Raw genomic sequence first — 16982 nt, 5'->3', positions numbered from 1 at the left:
CCGAGGAGCGGGCGATGTCGACATGATTGGTCGATGAACTGGAACACGGATCCACGGCGGGTCGGTGCCCTGTACACCGTCGAACTACTCCTGGAGGCAATCTCCACCGGGAACCGCTGGTCGATTGCGCGCCGGGCAACCGGGCCGCTGCTGGGACAACTTCTCGCGGCCGACGGCTCCGGGGGTTCGCATCCGCACGTGCTGGGGACGCCGCGACTGAGCCTGACGGCACACCCGCTCGCGGTTGTCGACGACGACGTGGCCGTGGTGCTCGGCGCAGTCACGGAGCGGACTCGGCCCGACCCGACACCGCTCGTCGCCGTCCTGATCCGCTCGACCGTAGATCCGCGGCACTGGCTCGTCGCCGCACTCGAGACCACCGCCGAGATCGCCGAGGACACGCGCCGCGCGGCCGTCCTCGGCGAGTACACGGAGTCGGCCGACGCCGCGACCATCGCCGCTCACAGTCCCCTCGACCCGGAAGCGGCGGCGATCGACTGGGACGACCCCACCGTGGTACTGCGCGCGCATGCGAACGGGACGGTCACCGTCGCGGACGCCCTCGCCCACCTGGCCGAGTTCGATCGGTCCGCCTGGCCGTGGCTCGCCGACGAGGGCGTGACCTTCGGTGGCCTGTACCTTCGCGCCCGGCATCCCGAACTGGTCCGCGAGCGCTGACCCGGCCGAACGCGGCGACGGGTCAGCCGAGGTCGGCGAGCTTGCGTGCCAGCACTTCACGCTCGCGTTCGTTGCCGCACCACCCAACCGCCCGCTCCAGTTCACTGCGGGCCTCGTCGGCACGTCCCAGCCGGGCAAGCAGCTCGCCGCGGACCGTCGGGAGCAGATGCGAGGTCGACAGTGGCCCGGCGGCCGCAAGCTCGTCCACGATCCGCAGCGCCGCCGCGGGACCCCGCGCCATGGAGACCGCCACCGCCCGGTTGAGCTCCACCACCGGGGACGGCGCAAGCCGGCCGAGCGCCTCGTAGAGGAGCACGACCCGCTCCCAGTCCGTGGCATCGACCGACGACGCAACGGCATGGCACTCGGCGATCGCCGCCTGCAGGCCGTAGAAGCCGAGGCCCCGACCGAGCTGTTCCGCGCGGGCCAGAGCCGCCCGCCCCCGGCGGATCGCGGCGCGGTCCCACCGCCGGCGGTCCTGGTGCTCGAGCAGGACCGGCTCGCCGTCGGGGCCGGTGCGGGCCGGGAAGCGCGCCGCGGTCAGCTCGAGCAGCGCCAGCAGTCCGTAGGCCTCCGGCTCGTTCGGCACCAGCCGGGTCAGCACCCGCGCCAGGCGCCGGGCCTCGCGCGCGAGGTCGAACCGGATCAACTCCGGACCGGAACTGGCCGAGGACGCCTCGGTGAAGACCAGGTAGATCACGCTGAGCACCGAGCCCAGCCGCTCGATCCGCTCGTCGGCCGCCGGCACCGCGAACGGCACCCGGGCCGCCGCGAGGGTCTTCTTCGCCCGGGTGATCCGGGCCTGCACGGTGGCGGTCGGCACGAGGAAGCCGCGGGCGATCTCGTCGCTGGTCAGGCCCCCGACCACCCGCAGAGTCAGCGCGACCCTCGCCTCCCTCGACAGCACTGGGTGGCAGGAGACGAACATCAGCGCAAGCACGTCGTCGTCGATCTGGTCCGGATCCCAGAGCACGTCCTCGGCGTGGTCGGGGTCGGCGACCGCGCTGCCCGCGGCAACGCCGCCCTCGCCCAGTTCGCGGGCGAGGGCGGCGTACCGCTCGTCGAGGGCGGAGCGCCGGCGAAACGCGTCGATGGCGCGGCGACGGCCGACGGCGAGCAGCCACCCCGCGGGGTTGCGGGGCACGCCGTCCCGCGGCCAGGTCACCAACGCCTCGGCCAGCGCCTCCTGCGCGAGATCCTCGGCCAGCGCGAAGTCGCCGGTGTACCGCGTGAGCGCGCCGACGATCCGCGCGGACTCGATCCGCCAGATCGCGGCGACGGCCTCACGGCCGGTGGGATCGGCCATCGCGTCGCGGGCCGGTCAGAGCTGGCCGGTGGCTTCGCGCCACGCCCGCTCCTTCTGGATCCACTCGTTGTCCTGCGGGAACTCGTCGATGGACGGGACCCGACGGATCTCGGTCTTGAAACCGGGCCCCGACGCCGGAACCCGCTTGGCCCACTCGATCGCCTCCTCCATCGAGGCCACATCGAGGATGTAGAAGCCGCCGAACAGCTCCTTGGTCTCGCCGTACGGGCCGTCGGTGACCACCGGCGGATCGGAGCTGTAGTCGACGACCACGCCACCGGCGGCGTCGTCGAGCCCCTCGGCGGCGACCAGCACGCCTGCCCGGATCAGCTCGTCGTTGAACCGGCCGACGGACTCGAGCATCTCGTCGAGGTCGGTGTTCACCAGGCCCGCGAAGGCCTCGTCCGTCGCTCGCATGATCAGCATGAACTTCATCGTTGTCTCCCTCGGTGGTGCGGGTCCCTCTCGGACCCTCTCATCCATAGGTCGAACGGGGAAGGTCGTGGATCGACACCCCCGTCGATTTTCTTCGGTTCCGAAGCCCGGTCCGGGCGGGACACGCCCGGCGGCCGACCGCTTCGGCCGGGTACTTCGACGAACGGGCCGCGGCGGACCTACGGCCGCAGCCCACGCCGGAGCATCCACCAGGCCCGCGCCGCGACCTCGCGGCGGGTCGGCTCGTCCACCTCGATCAGGATGGCCGCGAACATTGCCAGCGCGAGGACGACGTCGCCCGCGTCCACATCCGCGTGGAACGCCCCGTCGCGGCGCGCACTGTCGAGTTTGCTCTCCAGCAATTCGGTCAGCCGCGTGCTGACCTCCAGGATGCGGGGATCGTCGGTGCCGATCGGACGCACCATCGCGATGAACGCGGTCGAGACAGTGACCTGCTCGACGAGCGCATCGAGGACATCGTCGAGCGTGGACTCGGGCCGGATGGCAAGTTCCTCGACCACCGCAATGTTGTCCTCGAACACCGCGAGGATGACGCTGTCCCTACTCGAGAAGTGCCGGTAGAGGCTGCCCTGGCCGACCCCGGCGGTGCGGGCGATCAGGCTCATCGGCGCGTCGAACCCGTGCTCGGCGAACACTTCTCGTGCGGCCGCCAGGAGGGCGGCGCGATTCTCCGCGGCCGCCTTGGGTCCTCGGTTGACCCGACGCACAGAGTTCACGCCCGCCAGCCTAGTGACGCCCGGCGAGGGGCCGACCGCCGAGGCCGACGCGGCGCGGCGAGCACCGGACTCGGGCCCACCTGTTGACGCCGCCACCCGCGGTGACGCACACTTCATCTCCATCCGGACAGAGGTGTCCGGTTCGAAGGGGTTGAAACGTGAAGTCCTTGACCACCGTTCGCGCCATCGCCGGCGCGGCAGCCATGGCAATGTTGCTGCCCGTCGTCAGTGACGCCTCCGCACCCCGACCCGACACCTCCGGAATGGTGATCGAGTCGCACGAGGTCGGCCGGAACGTGGCGGCGCCCGCGGACTGCGGACCGGGCTCCCGACCGGAGACGGGGATGCAGGGCGACGTGCCCGCGGGCGACCGGGACAGCGGGCGCAGCACCGAGGGCTACGACTGCAACATCTCCCGGGTAGGCGGGTTCGCCGGCCGCGGCGCCGGCATCGTCTCGGCCAGCTTCGACCACTGCGCCTACCTGGGCACCATCTTCCCGGGCGACCTGCTCGGGCCGGCGCCGGGCGTGCAGGTTCTCGACGTCTCCGACCCCGCCAACCCGGTGCCCACGGTGAACCTGACCGAGCCGGCCATGCTCGCCGGCACCTGGGAGAGCCTGAAGGTCCACTCCGGACGGAAGCTCCTGGTGGGCACCGGGGTTCCCGCACTCACCGGATTCGGCCTGCTCTCGGTGTACGACATCTCCGACTGCGCGCACCCGCGACTGCTCAACCCGGGTACCGGCACCAACCTGCAGATGCCGCTGCCCATCACCTCCCACGAGGGCGGGTTCTCGCCCGACGGCCGGACCTACTGGTCCTCGGGCACCGCCCCGGGAATCGTCAGCGCGGTCGACCTGACCGACCCGGCGAACCCGCGGGTGATCTGGCAGGGCATGTCCGGCCCGTCCTCGCACGGATTCGGCATCAGCCCCGACGGCAACCGGATGTACCTGGCGGACAACGCCGGCGGACTCCAAGTCATGGACACCAGCGCGGTCCAGCGACGCGACCCGAACCCGCAGGTGCCGGTGCTGTCCCAGATGACGTGGACCGACGGATTCGCCACCCAGCACAGCGTGCCGGTGACCTACGACGGCCACCCCTACATCTTCACCCCCGACGAGGCGGCATCCGGCGGAGTCAAGCTGATCGACGTCGCCGACGACGCCAACCCGACGATCGTGGGCGGCATCAAGCTCGAGATCAACCTCCCGGAGAACATCGACAGCCAGATGGCGTCGGCGGCGGGCGGATCGGCGTTCGCCTACGACTCGCACTACTGCACGGCCGACCGACCGGCGAATCCCACGGCCCTCGCCTGCGGCTGGGCCTCGTCCGGCATCCGGGTGTTCGACGTCCGGGATCCGTTCGCGGCGAAGGAGATCGGCTACTTCAATCCGCCAGCGATGAAGGGCCGCAACCTGGAACGCTGGAACTCGCCGCACGCGCTGGCGTCCGTGCTCGGATATCCCGCCCTCAGCGCGCTCGCCGTGCAGGGAGCCAAGGACCGCGGGGAGTTCGATCCCGCCCAGGCGGAGAGCACGCGCACCGGCATGGTCGTCGGTGGCGACCTGTCCACCGACTGGTGCATGTCACCGCCGGAATGGCGCGGCAACGACCTCTGGGTCACCTGCTCCGACAACGGTTTCCTGGCCCTGCACCTCGACGAGGACGTCTACACACCGCCCGAGAACCAGCAGTCCACCCTCGGGTCATGACCAGGTCCGCCCTCGTGCGCGGGGTCGCGTTCGGGTCGCTGGCGGTGCTGCTGCTGGTGATCGGCGCGGCACTGCGACCGCTGGTCGCCCCGGTGGACCCGCCAGCCGTCGAGCCGGTGCTCAGCGCCACCGAGACCGGATTCGTCCAGGACATGGCGGCCCACCACCAGCAGGCCATGCAGATGGCGCAACGCCTCGACCCGGGCGCCGACCCGGGCATCGTCAGGATGGCCCGACAGATCCACGACACCCAGTCCGTGGAGATCGGCATGCTGCTCGGCTGGCTGCGCCTCGCCGACGCGCCGCCCACCATCCGGCAGCCGATGTCCTGGATGACGGCGGATGCCGCCGGCGCACACCACCATCAAGCGCCCTCTACCGCGCCGGACCTACCGAACGCACCGGGCGGGCTCATGCCGGGCATGGCGACGATGGCCGAGCTCGACGCCCTCACCGCCGCCCGCGGGCGGGACGCCGAGGTGCTGTTCCTCCAATTGATGTACCGCCACCACTTGGGCGGCGTCGCGATGGCGCAGACCGCCGACGCGATGCTCACCGGCGGGCCGGTGAAGCGGGCGGCCCGCGACATGGCGGCGACGCAGCGCCAGGAGGCCGGGCTGATGAGCGTCCTGCTGGCCCAGCGCGGCGGTCAACCGCTCCCCTGACGGCGCCGCGGGTCCGACTCAGGGTCGGCGCGCCGCCCAGGCGGTCCGACTGCCCCGGACCGTCAGGTCGCCGCGGCGCAGGAGCGAGGCGGGGTCCTCGTCGTCCAGCAGGCGGTCGAGCGCGGCGAGGTCGTCGGCGGCCAGCTGACCGTCGAGGAACGCCCGGATGCGGGTGAAGTGGGCGCGCGCGTAGAGGCCCGTGCGCGGTGGCGCCGGGTCCGCGTCGACCGCGAAGCCGCGCTGCTCGACGACCTCGAAGCCGGCCCGGCCGAGGTGGGGCCGCCAGTCCGGGTGCGCGTTCCAGTCCGCCTTGGCCAGCAGCTCGTGGCAGCGCGACTCCAGCCCGGGCCGGCCCATCCCCGGGTCGTCCGGCAGGAAGCGCGGGAGGCTGTCCATCTCGACGACAACCAGCAGCCCGCCCGGGGTGAGCGCATCGTGGATCTCGCGCAGCACCCGGTCAGGGTCGGCGACCTCGTGCAGCGACGACGCCGCCCAGGCCAGGTCCACCCCGCCGACGTCGGCGGGCCAGCCGAGGTCGAGGTCGGCCTGCACGACGCGCATCCGCTCGGCCACGCCCTGCCCGCGGGCGGCCGCCAGGACTCGGTCGAGCATCACCGGCGACCGGTCGATCGCGATCACCTCGGACGTGGGGAACTGCCTCGCCAGCGCGAGGCTGCCGGTGCCGGTGCCGGTGCCGACGTCGACGATCGCCCTGGGCGCGACGGGGGCGTGGCGTCCCAGCCACTCGGTCAGGTCGCCGAGGTACGAGCCGTGCACCTCCGCATCCAGGTCGAGGAGGTCCGCAAGGTCAGCGTCGTTGCGATGCCCGTGACCATGCCCGTGCTCGTGGCCGTGTCCGTGGCTCCGGCGGTGGTCGTTCTGGTCGTGCTGTGTCATGCCTCCACCGTAAGCGCTGTATGCGCATCAGGCATACCATCTTGCCTATGACGCAAGAACCTGATGTCGACGCCCTGATCCGCCAGCGCATCCGCGGCCTGCGCCTGGCCCGGGGCTGGTCGCTCGACGCGCTCGCCACCCGCTGCTTCCTGAGCCCCTCCACGCTGAGCCGCATCGAGACCGGGCACCGCCGGATCGCGCTCGACCAGCTCGTCCCCATCGCGCGCGCCCTCGGCACCACGCTCGATCAGCTGGTCGAGTCGGCCGACGACCAGGACGTGGTGATCCGGCCGCAGCCGGAGCACATGCGGGGCCAGACGGTCTGGCTGCTCTCCCGCGAAGGCGCGATGAACGGGGTGACCGTGGCGAAGATGCGCATCACCGCCGAACGAGCCGCCGGCGAGGGACGCCTCGGCGTGCACCCAGGCCGCGAGTGGTTCACCGTGCTGTCCGGCACGGTGCGACTGCACCTGGGCGAACGGACCTTGCTGATCGAACCGGGAGAGGCCGCCGAGTTCTCGACGATGGTCCCGCACGCCATCTGTGCGCACGACGGCCCCGTGGAGATCCTCACCATCTTCGACCGCGACGGCGAGCGCGCCCACCTGCACACGTCGGGCGAGCCCGCACCGGACTGAGCCCGCGGACCCGATCCGGCTACTTCCGGTGGGCGCGCAACTGGTAGAGCCCGGTCGTCACCGCCACGACCACACCGTCGGCGTCGGTGACCGTCGCATCGAGGGCGAAGTCGGACTTCCCGACCTCGGCAGCCTCCCTGGTGACGCGGACGATCGTGTCCTCGTCGAGCGTCGCCTCGGCGCGCACGTCCGTCGTCGCGGGGCGGGTGAACTTGATCCTCAGGTCCTTGACCAGCGGGTAGAACGCCGCACCGTCGAAGGAGGCAACGGCGATCGCGCCGCCGAGCATCTCGGCGACGGTGAACAGCACGCCGGCGTACATGACGCCGAAGTGGTTTCCGTTGCCCGCCACCGGAACCATGCTCGACGCGTAACCCCGCCGGGCCTCCACCGCACGCACCCCCATGCCGTGCACCACCGGTATCGCCGCCTCGACGGCGCCGTTGACGGCCGGTGCGAAATCGGGAACCTCACTGGCATCGGTCATCTCGCGGTGCCCCTTCTCTCTGGTGGCATGAACGACCAACGCCTGCGGCAACTCGCCGGGCAGTTGGCACGATCGCATGACTGCGGTCCCCTCGCAGCGTACGTGCGAGCGTGCCCCCGACTCGGAAATGACCGCGACATCGACACGCCGCCTCGCCGGAAACTGGTGGAATGCAGGCCTTCCCGCGAGCGGCGCCGTATCGGAACTCCACCCGCTAGCGTCTGACTGAGCACCGAAGCCGACGTCCCGCTGCGATACCTTCCGCGAGCCGTCATCTCCATCGAAAGTTGCTTGTCTGCAGGCAGACACCCGACCGAGCCAGTTCGAGACCATAGGAGAAAGTCATTACCGAATCATTGCTGTCCGACAAGAATGCCGACGTCATCCGTGCAACCCTTCCGGTTGTCGGCGAGAACCTCGGCCCCATCACCGAGCGGTTCTACCGGAAGCTGTTCGCCGCGGCGCCCGTCCTGGAACGGGACGTGTTCAACCGCAGCAACCAGGCGCGGGGTGAGCAGCAGCGCGCGCTCGCCGGAGCGGTTGCCCAGTTCGCGACGCTGCTGATCGCCGACACCGACACCGATCCCCGAGAGACGATCGGCCGGATCGCCAACAAGCACGCCTCGCTCGGCGTCCTGCCCGCGCACTACGAGGTCGTCCACACGCACCTCTTCGCGGCGATCGTGGAGGTCCTGGGCGACGCCGTCACGGAGGACGTGGCCGGCGCATGGGACGCGGTCTACTGGCTGCTCGCCGACGCGCTCATCGACGCGGAGAAGGACCTGTACGCCGAGGCCGGCGTCCAGGCCGAGAACATCTGGAAAACCGTCACGGTGCTCGACAAGCAGCGCGAGACCGCCACCGTCGCGTCCTTCACGCTGGGAGCCCTCGACGGCGAGACCCTCCCCCCGTTCAAGGCCGGTCAGTACATCTCGGTCGCGGTCACCCTCGCCGACGGAGCACGGCAGATCCGCCAGTACAGCGTCACCCAGGTGACGCCGAGCACCTACCGCATCACGGTGAAGCGGGAGTCGGGCGACCCGGAGGGTGAGGTCTCGAACTACCTACACCGGAGGATCGACAGCGGCGACACCCTTGTCGTGTCGCCCCCGTTCGGCGACGTTGTCCTGCCGCAGGGCGACGGACCCGTCGTGCTGGTGTCGGCGGGGATCGGCAACACCCCGTTCGTGAGCTTCCTCCACGACCTCGCAGCCAAGGGCGACACCAGGAGCGTGACGGTGTACCACGCCGACACCGCCCCCTCCGCGCACGCACATCGCGAGGAGACCGAGCAGCTGATCAAGGCGCTCTCGGCCGACGGCCGATTCTGGTACGAGGACCTCGAAGGCTTCTCCGACGAACACATCGCGGAGGGCCAGATCAGCGGCAGCGCAATCGAAATCCCGGCCGGGGCGGACGTGTACCTGTGCGGCCCGATCCCGTTCCTCGATGCCGCCAAGAAGATCGCCGTGGCGAAGGGCGTCGACGGCTCCCGAATCCACTACGAGGTGTTCGGTCCCGACACGTGGCTCGGCGTCTGACCTGAAGTAGGACCCGCCGGCTGCACACCTGCTGTGCGACAACAACGTCAACGGTGTGCAGCCGGCGCCACCATCGAACAGTCGGGCCCACAGCGTGGTCAGCATCCAGCGAGAACCTGTCGAGACCAAAGGAGTTCGTCATGCTTTCCGAAGAATCCGTCCCGGTGATCGAGGCAACGCTGCCCGTCATCGCCCCGCACATCGGTGAGATCTCGGAGCGCTTCTACCTGAACCTCTTCGCGGCGGTTCCGGCGCTGGAGCGGGATCTGTTCAACCGGACGAACCAGGAGAACAAGGATCAGCAGAAGGCGCTCGCCGGAGCGGTAGCCGCGTTCGCCACGATGCTCATCACGAAGGACGCCCCTCCGATCGACCAGGTGATGGCGCGCATCGCCGCCAAGCACGCGTCGTTGGGTGTGAAGCCGGTCGACTACGACGTCGTCCACACCCCGCTGTTCGCGGCGATCGCCGAAGTCCTCGGCGATGCCGTCACGCCGGAGGTGGCGGCGGCGTGGGACGAGGTCTACTGGCTGATGGCGAAGTCGTTGGCCGCGCAGGAGGCGGCGCTCTACGAGCAGGCGGGCGTCGCGCCCGGCCACGTCTGGACCTCGGTCAGCGTGCTCGAAACCGAGAACGTCGCACCCGGGGTCGTCGCACTGACCCTCGGCCTGATGGACGGCGCGCCGCTGCCCGACTTTCGGCCAGGCCAGTACATCTCCGTCGCGGCCGTCTTCGAGGACCAGACTCGCCAGATCCGCCAGTACAGTCTCGCCGCCGGCAGGCCCGACGGATCCTGGCGGATCACCGTCAAGGCGGTGCCGAACGGGATCGTCTCGGTCGCCCTGGCCGACGTCGTCGCCGGTGACAACCTGATCGTCTCGCAGCCGTCCGGAAGCCTCACACTGCGCGACGGTGACGCCCCGATCACGCTGGTGTCGTCCGGGTCCGGCATCGTCCCCAACCTGAGCATCCTCCAGTACCTCGTGAAGACGAACAGTGACCGGCAGGTGCGCGTCGTGCACGTCGACTCCGCCCCGTCCTCGCACGCGCACCGCAACGAGATGGCGGACCTCGTCTCCCAATTGCCCAACGGCTCCGCCAAGACCGTCTACACCGCCGACAGTCAGGCCGCGCTGAACGTGCAGTCCTTCCAGCGCACCGGCGAGGTGTACGTGTGCGGACCGGTGCCGTTCATGAGGACTGCCCGAGATCTCGCCGTCGAGGCCGGCATCGCCGAATCCGCGGTCCACTACGAGGCATTCACCCCCGGATCGTGGCTGGGCTTCGGCTGAGCGAGCACCCTGAGGCGAGGGTCGCGGCCAGGGAGCTCGACCCAACTCCGGCGGCCCCGAACGCGCGAGGGCCCCTCCGTCTGCGGAACCGGACGGCCGGCGGCCGCGTCTGACCGAGTGAACCTCCCGCGTCCGGAGTGCCGATCGCGCTCCGATCCCGGAGGACACCGGATCCGGGAAATGGGGTGGGTGCCATGGCAGGTCAGCTCGAGGTCGATCCCGATGCGCTGCGTGCACTGGCGGCGGCACTGAGCGCCGAGGCCGACGAAATCGAGTGTGCCGACGCATCCGGTCCGGTCGCCGCCGCGGCCGACGCCATGACGGGGTCCGCCGTCGGCGGCGCGGCGGACCGAGCGCGTCTTCCACTGTGGACCGCCCTCCGTGGCGCCGCCGATCGCCTGCGGGAGATGTCGGTCGTCGCGAAGGAGAACGCCGACGACTACGCCGCCGCCGAACGGCGCTTCCGGCGGCAACTCGGGGCCGAGGAGCGCTAGGTGACCACGCTCGCGCACGTGCGCACCTGGCGCCCGGACGCCCTCGCCGCCGCCGGACGCGCGGTCGCCGAGTCGAGCCGCGCCTTCGCCGCCGCGGTGGCCGCGGTCGAATCGCGGATGGACACCGCCATGGGGAGCTGGCGGGGCTCAGCCGCCACGGCAGCCGCGGCGCGCGTCGCGTCGGAACTGGAATCCGCCCAACGTGTCTCGGCCGCGGCGACCGCCCAGGCCGCCGCGTTCGCCGGCGCCGCGGCGGCGCTCGGACCGGCGAGGTCGGCAGCGCTGACAATCGCCGACGCGGCACACGCAGCCGGGTTCCACGTGGCCGACGACGGCCGGGTGCGGGCGCCGACGTTCGTCAGCGGCCACCCGGTGGCCGACCTGCTCTTCCAGGCGCAGCTGTCCGAGCGCGCCAGGGCCTTCGAGGCCCGGCTGGTCCCCGCGCTGACGACGGCCGTCGAGCTCGACGCCCACGCCGGCGCGGCCCTGGACGCCGCCACCGCGCGGCTCGCCGACCTGCGCGGCGGGCGGGCAACGCCTGCCCGACCCGCGGCCCTGCAGGTGCCGCCCGCGCACGGCACCGCCGCCGACAACCGGAAGTTCTGGGATTCGCTGACTCCGGGGCAGCAACGCAAGCTCGTCTCGGAGCGCCCCGACTGGGTCGGCGACCGCGACGGGCTGCCCGCCTACGCGCGACACGCGGCGAACGTGCGCCGGTTCGCCGACGAGCGCGCACGGCTCGTCTCCGAACGCGGCCGACTGCGGGCGAACCTCGACGGCAACCTCTTCGGCGGAGCCTTCACCGACGACGACGCCGCGCTCTGGTACACCGAGCGCAAGCTCGCCGACCTCGACGGGATCGAGGCGATCGTGGCGAGCAACCCCGACGGCCTGCTGCTGCTGCTCGACCTGCGGTCCGGTGAACGGGGCATGGCGGCGTTCGCGGTCGGCAACCCCGACACCGCCGACCACATCGCCGTCACCACCCCCGGGCTCAACACCACCGTCGGCGACTCGCTCGCCGGCATGGTCGACGAGGCCACCGAGCTCAGGTCCGCGGCGGAGTCGAAGGTGGCACCCCGCGGCGAGACGGTCGCGTGCATCGCCTGGCTGGGGTACGAACCGCCGCAGACCACCGGACCGGGCGGCCCGGTGGACGTCGTCCGTGGCCTGACGGAGGTCGCACAGCCGGACCGGGCGGCCGCGGGCGCGGTGCGACTGGCGGGCTTCTACGACGGATTGTCGGTGGCGTCCCGGCGGCCCGACCCACACCTGACCGCGCTCGGTCACTCGTACGGGTCCCTGACCACCGGACTGGCACTGCAGGATCCGAGCCCAGGACAGCCCGTCGACGACGCCGTGTTCTACGGCTCACCCGGTGTCAACGCCGGCGACGAATCCGATCTCGGACTGGCCGACGGCCATGCCTATGTGATGGAGGCGGACGGGGACCGGCTTGTCACCGCGGTCGGCAGGACCCACCTGTTCGGGCCCGACCCGGGCAGATCGGACTTCGAACAGCTCGCCGTGCACGCCGGGACCGGACCCGACGGCGTCGCTCGCGACGGGGCGCACTCCCACGGCCAGTACTCACAACCCGGCGACAACGGGGAGCTCCGCATGTCGGGATACAACATGGCGATGATCGTGGCCGGACTGCCCGAACTGGCGGTGCGCCGATGAACCGGAATCGCCTCCCACTGCTCGCTACGACCGCGGCCACCGCGGCGGTCCTGGCCGCCGGCTGCGGGGACCGGCCGGGCGACCCGTACCGCCACGCGCCCGCAGCGGTCGCCGACGCCAACGCCCGCCTGCGGGACCGGCCCACCCTCGCGGAGGCCGAGTCACGCGTCACCGACGCGATCCGGCAGATCGCCGATGTTGCGGTGGCGCTCTCGCCCACCCTGCGCTGGGAGCCCGGTCGCGACCGGGAACAACACGGCTGCGGCGGCGCCTACGCCACGACCGACGGCCGCACCGTCGAGACCCGGTTCCTCGTCTCCCGCACACCGATCCCCGACGCCGACTGGCCGCATGTGCTCCGGGCCGCCCGCGACCTCGCCGCGGCCACCGGCCTCACCCGACTACAGGTCCACGTCGAACAACCAGGGCGACACGATGTCTCGCTGTCGAGCGACGGCGGCGACACGATCCATCTCGACAGCCTCACCGGTGCGGTCCTCCGCGCACGCACCGGCTGCCGGCTTTCCGCGGCCACCGGACCCAACCCGTAGGAGCACCGCCATGACGGACGACCCGGTCGAGACCCTGTTCGACGATCTCGCGGCGAAGGCCCGGCGGATCGAGCAGGCGGTCGCACGCATCCGTGGAAGTGCCGTGTCCACCCGTGGTGACGTCACCGTCGAAGTCGATGCCGCACACCGACTCACCGCCCTACGCATCACCGACACCGCCCCGGCCGGCGGGGTCGACGCCCTGGCGACGGCGATCGCCGACACCCACCGCGCGGCGTGCGACTCCGCCGATGCGGCGGCGCGGGCCCTGCGCGACGAGCTCACGGCCGACCCCACGGTCGCGCGGGTGCTCGACCGACTCCGCACGCACCCGCCGTCGGCCGCGAGCCCACCCGCCCCGTCGGCCGCGGACCCGTTCCGACCGCGCGGGCCGATCCTGCGCGAGATCTGAACGACGCTCAGCGCCAGTCGTCGACGGGCTCGGGACTGCCGGCCGCCATGTGTCCCCAGCAGTCCGGCCGGCTGCCGTCCACGTCGGTGTGGCCGTAGGTGACCGCCAGCCCGTGGGAGGTGAGGACCTGCCCGGCGAACCGGCGGCGATCGGGGTCGGCGGCGAGGGCGGCGACCCCCCGGGCGACGAAGGCGGGCGACTCGGTGATGGCGAAGCTGGGCTCCGCGAGCACCGCGTCGCGCCAGTTGTCCTCGGCGACCTTGTAGATCTCGAGCATCGCCTCCGACCGAATCCATCCGGGGGTCACCGCGACACAGGTGGTGTCGGTGCCGGCGAGTTCGACGGTGACACCCTTCATGATCCGTTCGACATTGGCCTTCACCAGGTCGTAGTAGGGGCCGACCAGCTGCCGGTAGTTCTGGTTGTACTCGTGAGTTCCGTCGGTCATCTCCACCACGAGGCCGTCGCCGGTCTCGAGCACCAGCGGCATGGCCCGGGCCAGGGTGATCAGATGGGTGTGCACGCCCATCTCCAACATCCGCAGTCCACCGGCAAGGTCGTGCTCCCAGATCGGCTTGTTCCATTCCGCGTAGCGGTCGCCGCCGAAGATGTCGTTGACCAGGACGTCGAGTCGGCCGTGTTCGGCCCGGATCCGGTCGACCAGGGCCTCGACCTGGCCGATGTCCAGGTGGTCGACACGCAACGCACTCCCGCAACGCACTCCCGCGGCCACGATCAGGTCGCCGGTCTCCTCGATGGTTTCCGGGCGGCCGATCTCGGAGCGGCCCTGGTGCCGGCTGCTGCGCCCGGTTGCGTAGACATAGGCCCCCGCCCGGGCCAGCTCGACCGCGATCGCCCGCCCGCAACCACGGGTCGCGCCGGCGACGAGCGCCACCCGTCCGTCAAGTCGTCCCGTTGCCATCCGATCAGCAAATGACCGATTTCCGGCCCTGTCAAACGAGAGCAGCGGCGTGCAACACACGCCGACTTGACTGACACACGCGTGGCCGACCTGCCACAAAGGCCGCCGAGAGGGCCCTCCGCGGGCCCACACCAGCGACAACATAACGTTATGTGATCAACGCCACATTCGCGCTGGAGCACTGTAAAGCCTGCATGAAGAACCGCCGAGCATAGCTCTGGCGTAGACGAAGCGGCCCAGAGGTGGCACTCTGTACACGAGACCAGGAACCTCGACCTGAGGACCGGCTCGCAGTAACAGGAGTAATAAAGTGGCACAAGGCACCGTCAAGTGGTTCAACGGCGAAAAGGGCTTCGGCTTCATCGAGCAGGACGGTGACGGACCCGACGTGTTCGTGCACTACTCCGAGATCCAGGGCAGCGGCTTCAAGACCCTCGACGAGGGCCAGCGCGTGGAGTTCGAGATCGGTCAGGGCCAGAAGGGCCCGCAGGCCACCGGCGTTCGCACCGTCTAAATAGCGACTTAGTCCAGTAACCCGCGCCGCTCCGGCGGCGCGCGCATCTGGCACCGAAGGGCGCCCCCGTTCACGGGGGCGCCCTTTGTGTTTGCGTTCGCACGCCACGAATCGCGCGAACGGCAGGGAAAATCCCAAAGTCCGGAAGCTGTCGATTGATTTAACCCAACCCAATCACATTCAGCGATAGAACGTGTTCTACTTTCCCGGATCTCTACTCATCATCTCTTGAGAAGACCGGGTTACCCATGCCTCGATCCATCATTCGCCGTGCTGTCGCCCCCGCCGGCGTCGTCGCCCTCACCGCGGGCCTCGCCCTGATCGGTACACCCGCGCAGGCGGGCACCGTCAACTTCAAGACCGCCTGCCAGGCCACTCCCTCGAAGTTCGTCGGCCCCCAGCACCAGGTCGCCGACGCCTCCGCCTCCGTGACCGCGCCTGCCACCGTCGCCCCGGGTGAGACGTTCACCTACCGGATCCAGAACGGCCCCGGCTCCTACCCGGACTCGCAGTCCGGCGGCACCACCACCAACCTCTCGCGGATCAAGTTCGACTTCGAGATCCCGGCCAACAGCACCCTGGTCAGCGCCGCTGTGGTCCCCGGCACCGGCGCCAACCTCGACAACGTCGCGCCCAGCGTGCTGCGCGTGAACACCGCAGGCAACGTGGACGCCAACGGCCCGATCCTGCGCCTGTCCGGCAACAACGAGGTCATCGGCAACGGCCCGAACGGCAGCCGCGACAGCGAGGGCGGCATCCGGGCGCCCAAGTGGAAGAAGAACCTCGACGGCACCGCCAACTCCGGCGGCAACAGCGTCTTCCAGCTGCCCGCCGTCGACGTCACCGTCACCGCCGTCGCCCCCGGCACCATCACCCCGAAGCTGCGGGTGAGCGGCAACGCCGCGAACTACAACAGCGACGAGAACTACAGCACCTCGCTGGCCAAGGCCTCCGCGCCGGTCGTCGGCACCGTCTGGGCGCCCACCCAGTGCGTGCCCAAGGACAGCAGCGGCGGCGTGCTCAACGCCGGCGGCAAGCCGTTGACCACCATCCAGGTCGTCGCGCCCGCCGTGGACACCGCCACCACGCTGACCGCTCCCGCCGACGCCACGGTCGGCGCCGCGATCACCCTCTCGGCCGGCGTCGCACCCGCCCCCGCGGGCGGCACCGTCCAGTTCAAGGACGGCGACACCAACATCGGCGCACCGGCCACGATCGTGAACGGCACCGCCGCACTGCGCCACACCTTCGCCGCCGAGGGCGCACACACCCTGACCGCGGTCTTCAGCGGCGCCGACGGATTCACCGGTTCCACCTCCGCGGCCAAGACCGTCAACGTCACGCCCGCCACCGTCGTGGCCGCCCCGACCGCGACCACGTTGACCGTGCCCGCCACCGCGACCTCCGGGTCCGCGGTCGCACTGTCCGCGACCGTCTCCCCCGCTCCTGAGGGCGGCACCGTCCAGTTCTCCGAGGACAACGCCCCGATCGGCGCGCCGGTCGAGGTCGTCGGCGGCGTCGCCACCCTGGCGCACACCTTCGCCGACGCCGGACACCGCAACATCACCGCGTCCTACCAGGGCTCGCTCGGCTTCGCGGCCTCGCAGTCGGCCTCGGCCACCGTCGATGTCAGCGCCCCGGCGCCGTCCGACGTCGCGACCGTCACCAAGGTGACGGCCCTGCCCACGGCCACCGTCGGCAAGTCCGTCGACCTGTCCGCCACCGTCTCCCCCGCATCCGCGGGCGGCACCGTCCAGTTCATGGACGGCACCGACAAGATCGGCGGACCGGTGAACGTGGTCAACGGCGCGGCGATCCTGCCGCACACCTTCACCACCGCGGGTGGCCATTCCGTCACCGCCGTCTACAGCGGTGCGGCCGGCTACGTGAAGTCCACCTCCGCACCCTTCGCCGTGACCGCGTCCGAGCCGGGCGACGGCGGCACCGGTGGCACCGGCTCCGCCTCGCTGCCGTTCGGCTCGTGACCACCCACCACACCCGCACCACCA

The 16982-nt window shown here is 70.9% G+C and carries 18 protein-coding genes; 12 read left to right on the top strand and 6 right to left on the bottom strand.

Going from position 1 to position 16982, the window contains the following annotated elements:
• Positions 1–33: 33 nt before the first annotated feature.
• Complete coding sequence (locus ACFO6S_RS10740; RefSeq protein ID WP_378416730.1) at positions 34–678, top strand: hypothetical protein; 645 nt, start codon at positions 34–36, stop codon at positions 676–678.
• A 22-nt stretch (positions 679–700) separates the two neighbouring features.
• On the opposite strand, the gene ACFO6S_RS10735 is transcribed toward ACFO6S_RS10740, so the two are convergent.
• The 3 genes from ACFO6S_RS10735 to ACFO6S_RS10725 all read right to left on the bottom strand — a co-directional run bounded on the left by ACFO6S_RS10735 (position 701) and on the right by ACFO6S_RS10725 (position 3156).
• Entirely contained in the window at positions 701–1984 is a 1284-nt protein-coding gene (locus ACFO6S_RS10735; protein WP_378416728.1) for an RNA polymerase sigma factor, read from the bottom strand.
• 15 nt (positions 1985–1999) lie between these two features.
• Complete coding sequence (locus ACFO6S_RS10730; RefSeq protein ID WP_378416726.1) at positions 2000–2419, bottom strand: YciI family protein; 420 nt, start codon at positions 2417–2419, stop codon at positions 2000–2002.
• Between the two features lie 179 nt (positions 2420–2598).
• The gene (locus ACFO6S_RS10725) at positions 2599–3156 is read right to left on the bottom strand and encodes a TetR/AcrR family transcriptional regulator (protein ID WP_378416724.1); all 558 of its coding nucleotides are present in this window, start codon (positions 3154–3156) and stop codon (positions 2599–2601) included.
• 203 nt (positions 3157–3359) lie between these two features.
• On the opposite strand from ACFO6S_RS10725, the gene ACFO6S_RS10720 reads away from it, so the two are divergent.
• Both ACFO6S_RS10720 and ACFO6S_RS10715 read left to right on the top strand, forming a co-directional pair.
• Positions 3360–4877 (top strand): LVIVD repeat-containing protein, encoded by a 1518-nt coding sequence (locus tag ACFO6S_RS10720; protein ID WP_378416941.1) that lies wholly within the window; start codon positions 3360–3362, stop codon positions 4875–4877.
• The gene (locus tag ACFO6S_RS10715; protein WP_378416722.1) at positions 4874–5542 is read left to right on the top strand and encodes a DUF305 domain-containing protein; all 669 of its coding nucleotides are present in this window, start codon (positions 4874–4876) and stop codon (positions 5540–5542) included. The genes ACFO6S_RS10720 and ACFO6S_RS10715 overlap by 4 nt, the downstream gene beginning before the upstream one ends.
• A gap of 18 nt (positions 5543–5560) precedes the next feature.
• On the opposite strand, the gene ACFO6S_RS10710 is transcribed toward ACFO6S_RS10715, so the two are convergent.
• Entirely contained in the window at positions 5561–6439 is an 879-nt protein-coding gene (locus ACFO6S_RS10710) for a class I SAM-dependent methyltransferase (RefSeq protein ID WP_378416721.1), read from the bottom strand.
• 47 nt (positions 6440–6486) lie between these two features.
• Here ACFO6S_RS10710 and ACFO6S_RS10705 point away from each other — a divergent pair, with 47 nt between their 5' ends.
• Entirely contained in the window at positions 6487–7077 is a 591-nt protein-coding gene (locus tag ACFO6S_RS10705; protein WP_378416719.1) for a helix-turn-helix domain-containing protein, read from the top strand.
• Between the two features lie 19 nt (positions 7078–7096).
• Here ACFO6S_RS10705 and ACFO6S_RS10700 read toward each other — a convergent pair whose 3' ends face one another.
• The gene (locus ACFO6S_RS10700; protein WP_378416717.1) at positions 7097–7564 is read right to left on the bottom strand and encodes a PaaI family thioesterase; all 468 of its coding nucleotides are present in this window, start codon (positions 7562–7564) and stop codon (positions 7097–7099) included.
• A 356-nt stretch (positions 7565–7920) separates the two neighbouring features.
• Between ACFO6S_RS10700 and ACFO6S_RS10695 the strand changes: the two genes are divergently transcribed.
• From ACFO6S_RS10695 to ACFO6S_RS10670, 6 genes are all read left to right on the top strand, one after another.
• The gene (locus ACFO6S_RS10695; RefSeq protein ID WP_378416715.1) at positions 7921–9105 is read left to right on the top strand and encodes a globin domain-containing protein; all 1185 of its coding nucleotides are present in this window, start codon (positions 7921–7923) and stop codon (positions 9103–9105) included.
• A gap of 140 nt (positions 9106–9245) precedes the next feature.
• A complete protein-coding gene (locus tag ACFO6S_RS10690; RefSeq protein WP_378416713.1) occupies positions 9246–10397 on the top strand; it encodes a globin domain-containing protein in 1152 nt (383 codons plus the stop codon).
• Between the two features lie 194 nt (positions 10398–10591).
• On the top strand, positions 10592–10891 hold the full coding sequence (locus ACFO6S_RS10685; RefSeq protein WP_378416711.1) for a UDP-glucose 4-epimerase: 300 nt from the start codon (positions 10592–10594) through the stop codon (positions 10889–10891).
• Positions 10892–12574: an alpha/beta hydrolase gene (locus ACFO6S_RS10680; RefSeq protein ID WP_378416709.1), complete on the top strand. Its 1683-nt coding sequence runs from the start codon at positions 10892–10894 to the stop codon at positions 12572–12574. It begins immediately after the preceding gene.
• Positions 12571–13125, top strand: a complete 555-nt coding sequence (locus ACFO6S_RS10675; RefSeq protein ID WP_378416707.1) for an LppA family lipoprotein — start codon at positions 12571–12573, stop codon at positions 13123–13125. Before ACFO6S_RS10680 ends, ACFO6S_RS10675 begins: the two co-directional genes overlap by 4 nt.
• Positions 13126–13135: 10 nt before the next feature.
• A complete protein-coding gene (locus ACFO6S_RS10670) occupies positions 13136–13537 on the top strand; it encodes a YbaB/EbfC family nucleoid-associated protein (protein ID WP_378416705.1) in 402 nt (133 codons plus the stop codon).
• A 7-nt stretch (positions 13538–13544) separates the two neighbouring features.
• Here the strand turns inward: ACFO6S_RS10670 and ACFO6S_RS10665 are convergent, their stop codons facing one another.
• On the bottom strand, positions 13545–14459 hold the full coding sequence (locus tag ACFO6S_RS10665) for an SDR family oxidoreductase (protein WP_378416704.1): 915 nt from the start codon (positions 14457–14459) through the stop codon (positions 13545–13547).
• Positions 14460–14769: 310 nt separating this feature from the next.
• On the opposite strand from ACFO6S_RS10665, the gene ACFO6S_RS10660 reads away from it, so the two are divergent.
• Positions 14770–14973 (top strand): cold-shock protein, encoded by a 204-nt coding sequence (locus tag ACFO6S_RS10660; RefSeq protein ID WP_072843309.1) that lies wholly within the window; start codon positions 14770–14772, stop codon positions 14971–14973.
• A gap of 248 nt (positions 14974–15221) precedes the next feature.
• A complete protein-coding gene (locus tag ACFO6S_RS10655; protein WP_378416703.1) occupies positions 15222–16958 on the top strand; it encodes an Ig-like domain-containing protein in 1737 nt (578 codons plus the stop codon).
• The last annotated feature ends 24 nt before the right edge of the window (positions 16959–16982 follow it).

Source organism: Rhodococcus kronopolitis, from assembly GCF_042654025.1.
GTDB lineage: Bacteria > Actinomycetota > Actinomycetes > Mycobacteriales > Mycobacteriaceae > Rhodococcus_G > Rhodococcus_G kronopolitis.
The sequence above is the reverse complement of the archived record's forward strand: the minus strand, read 5'-3'. Positions and strand labels throughout refer to the sequence as shown.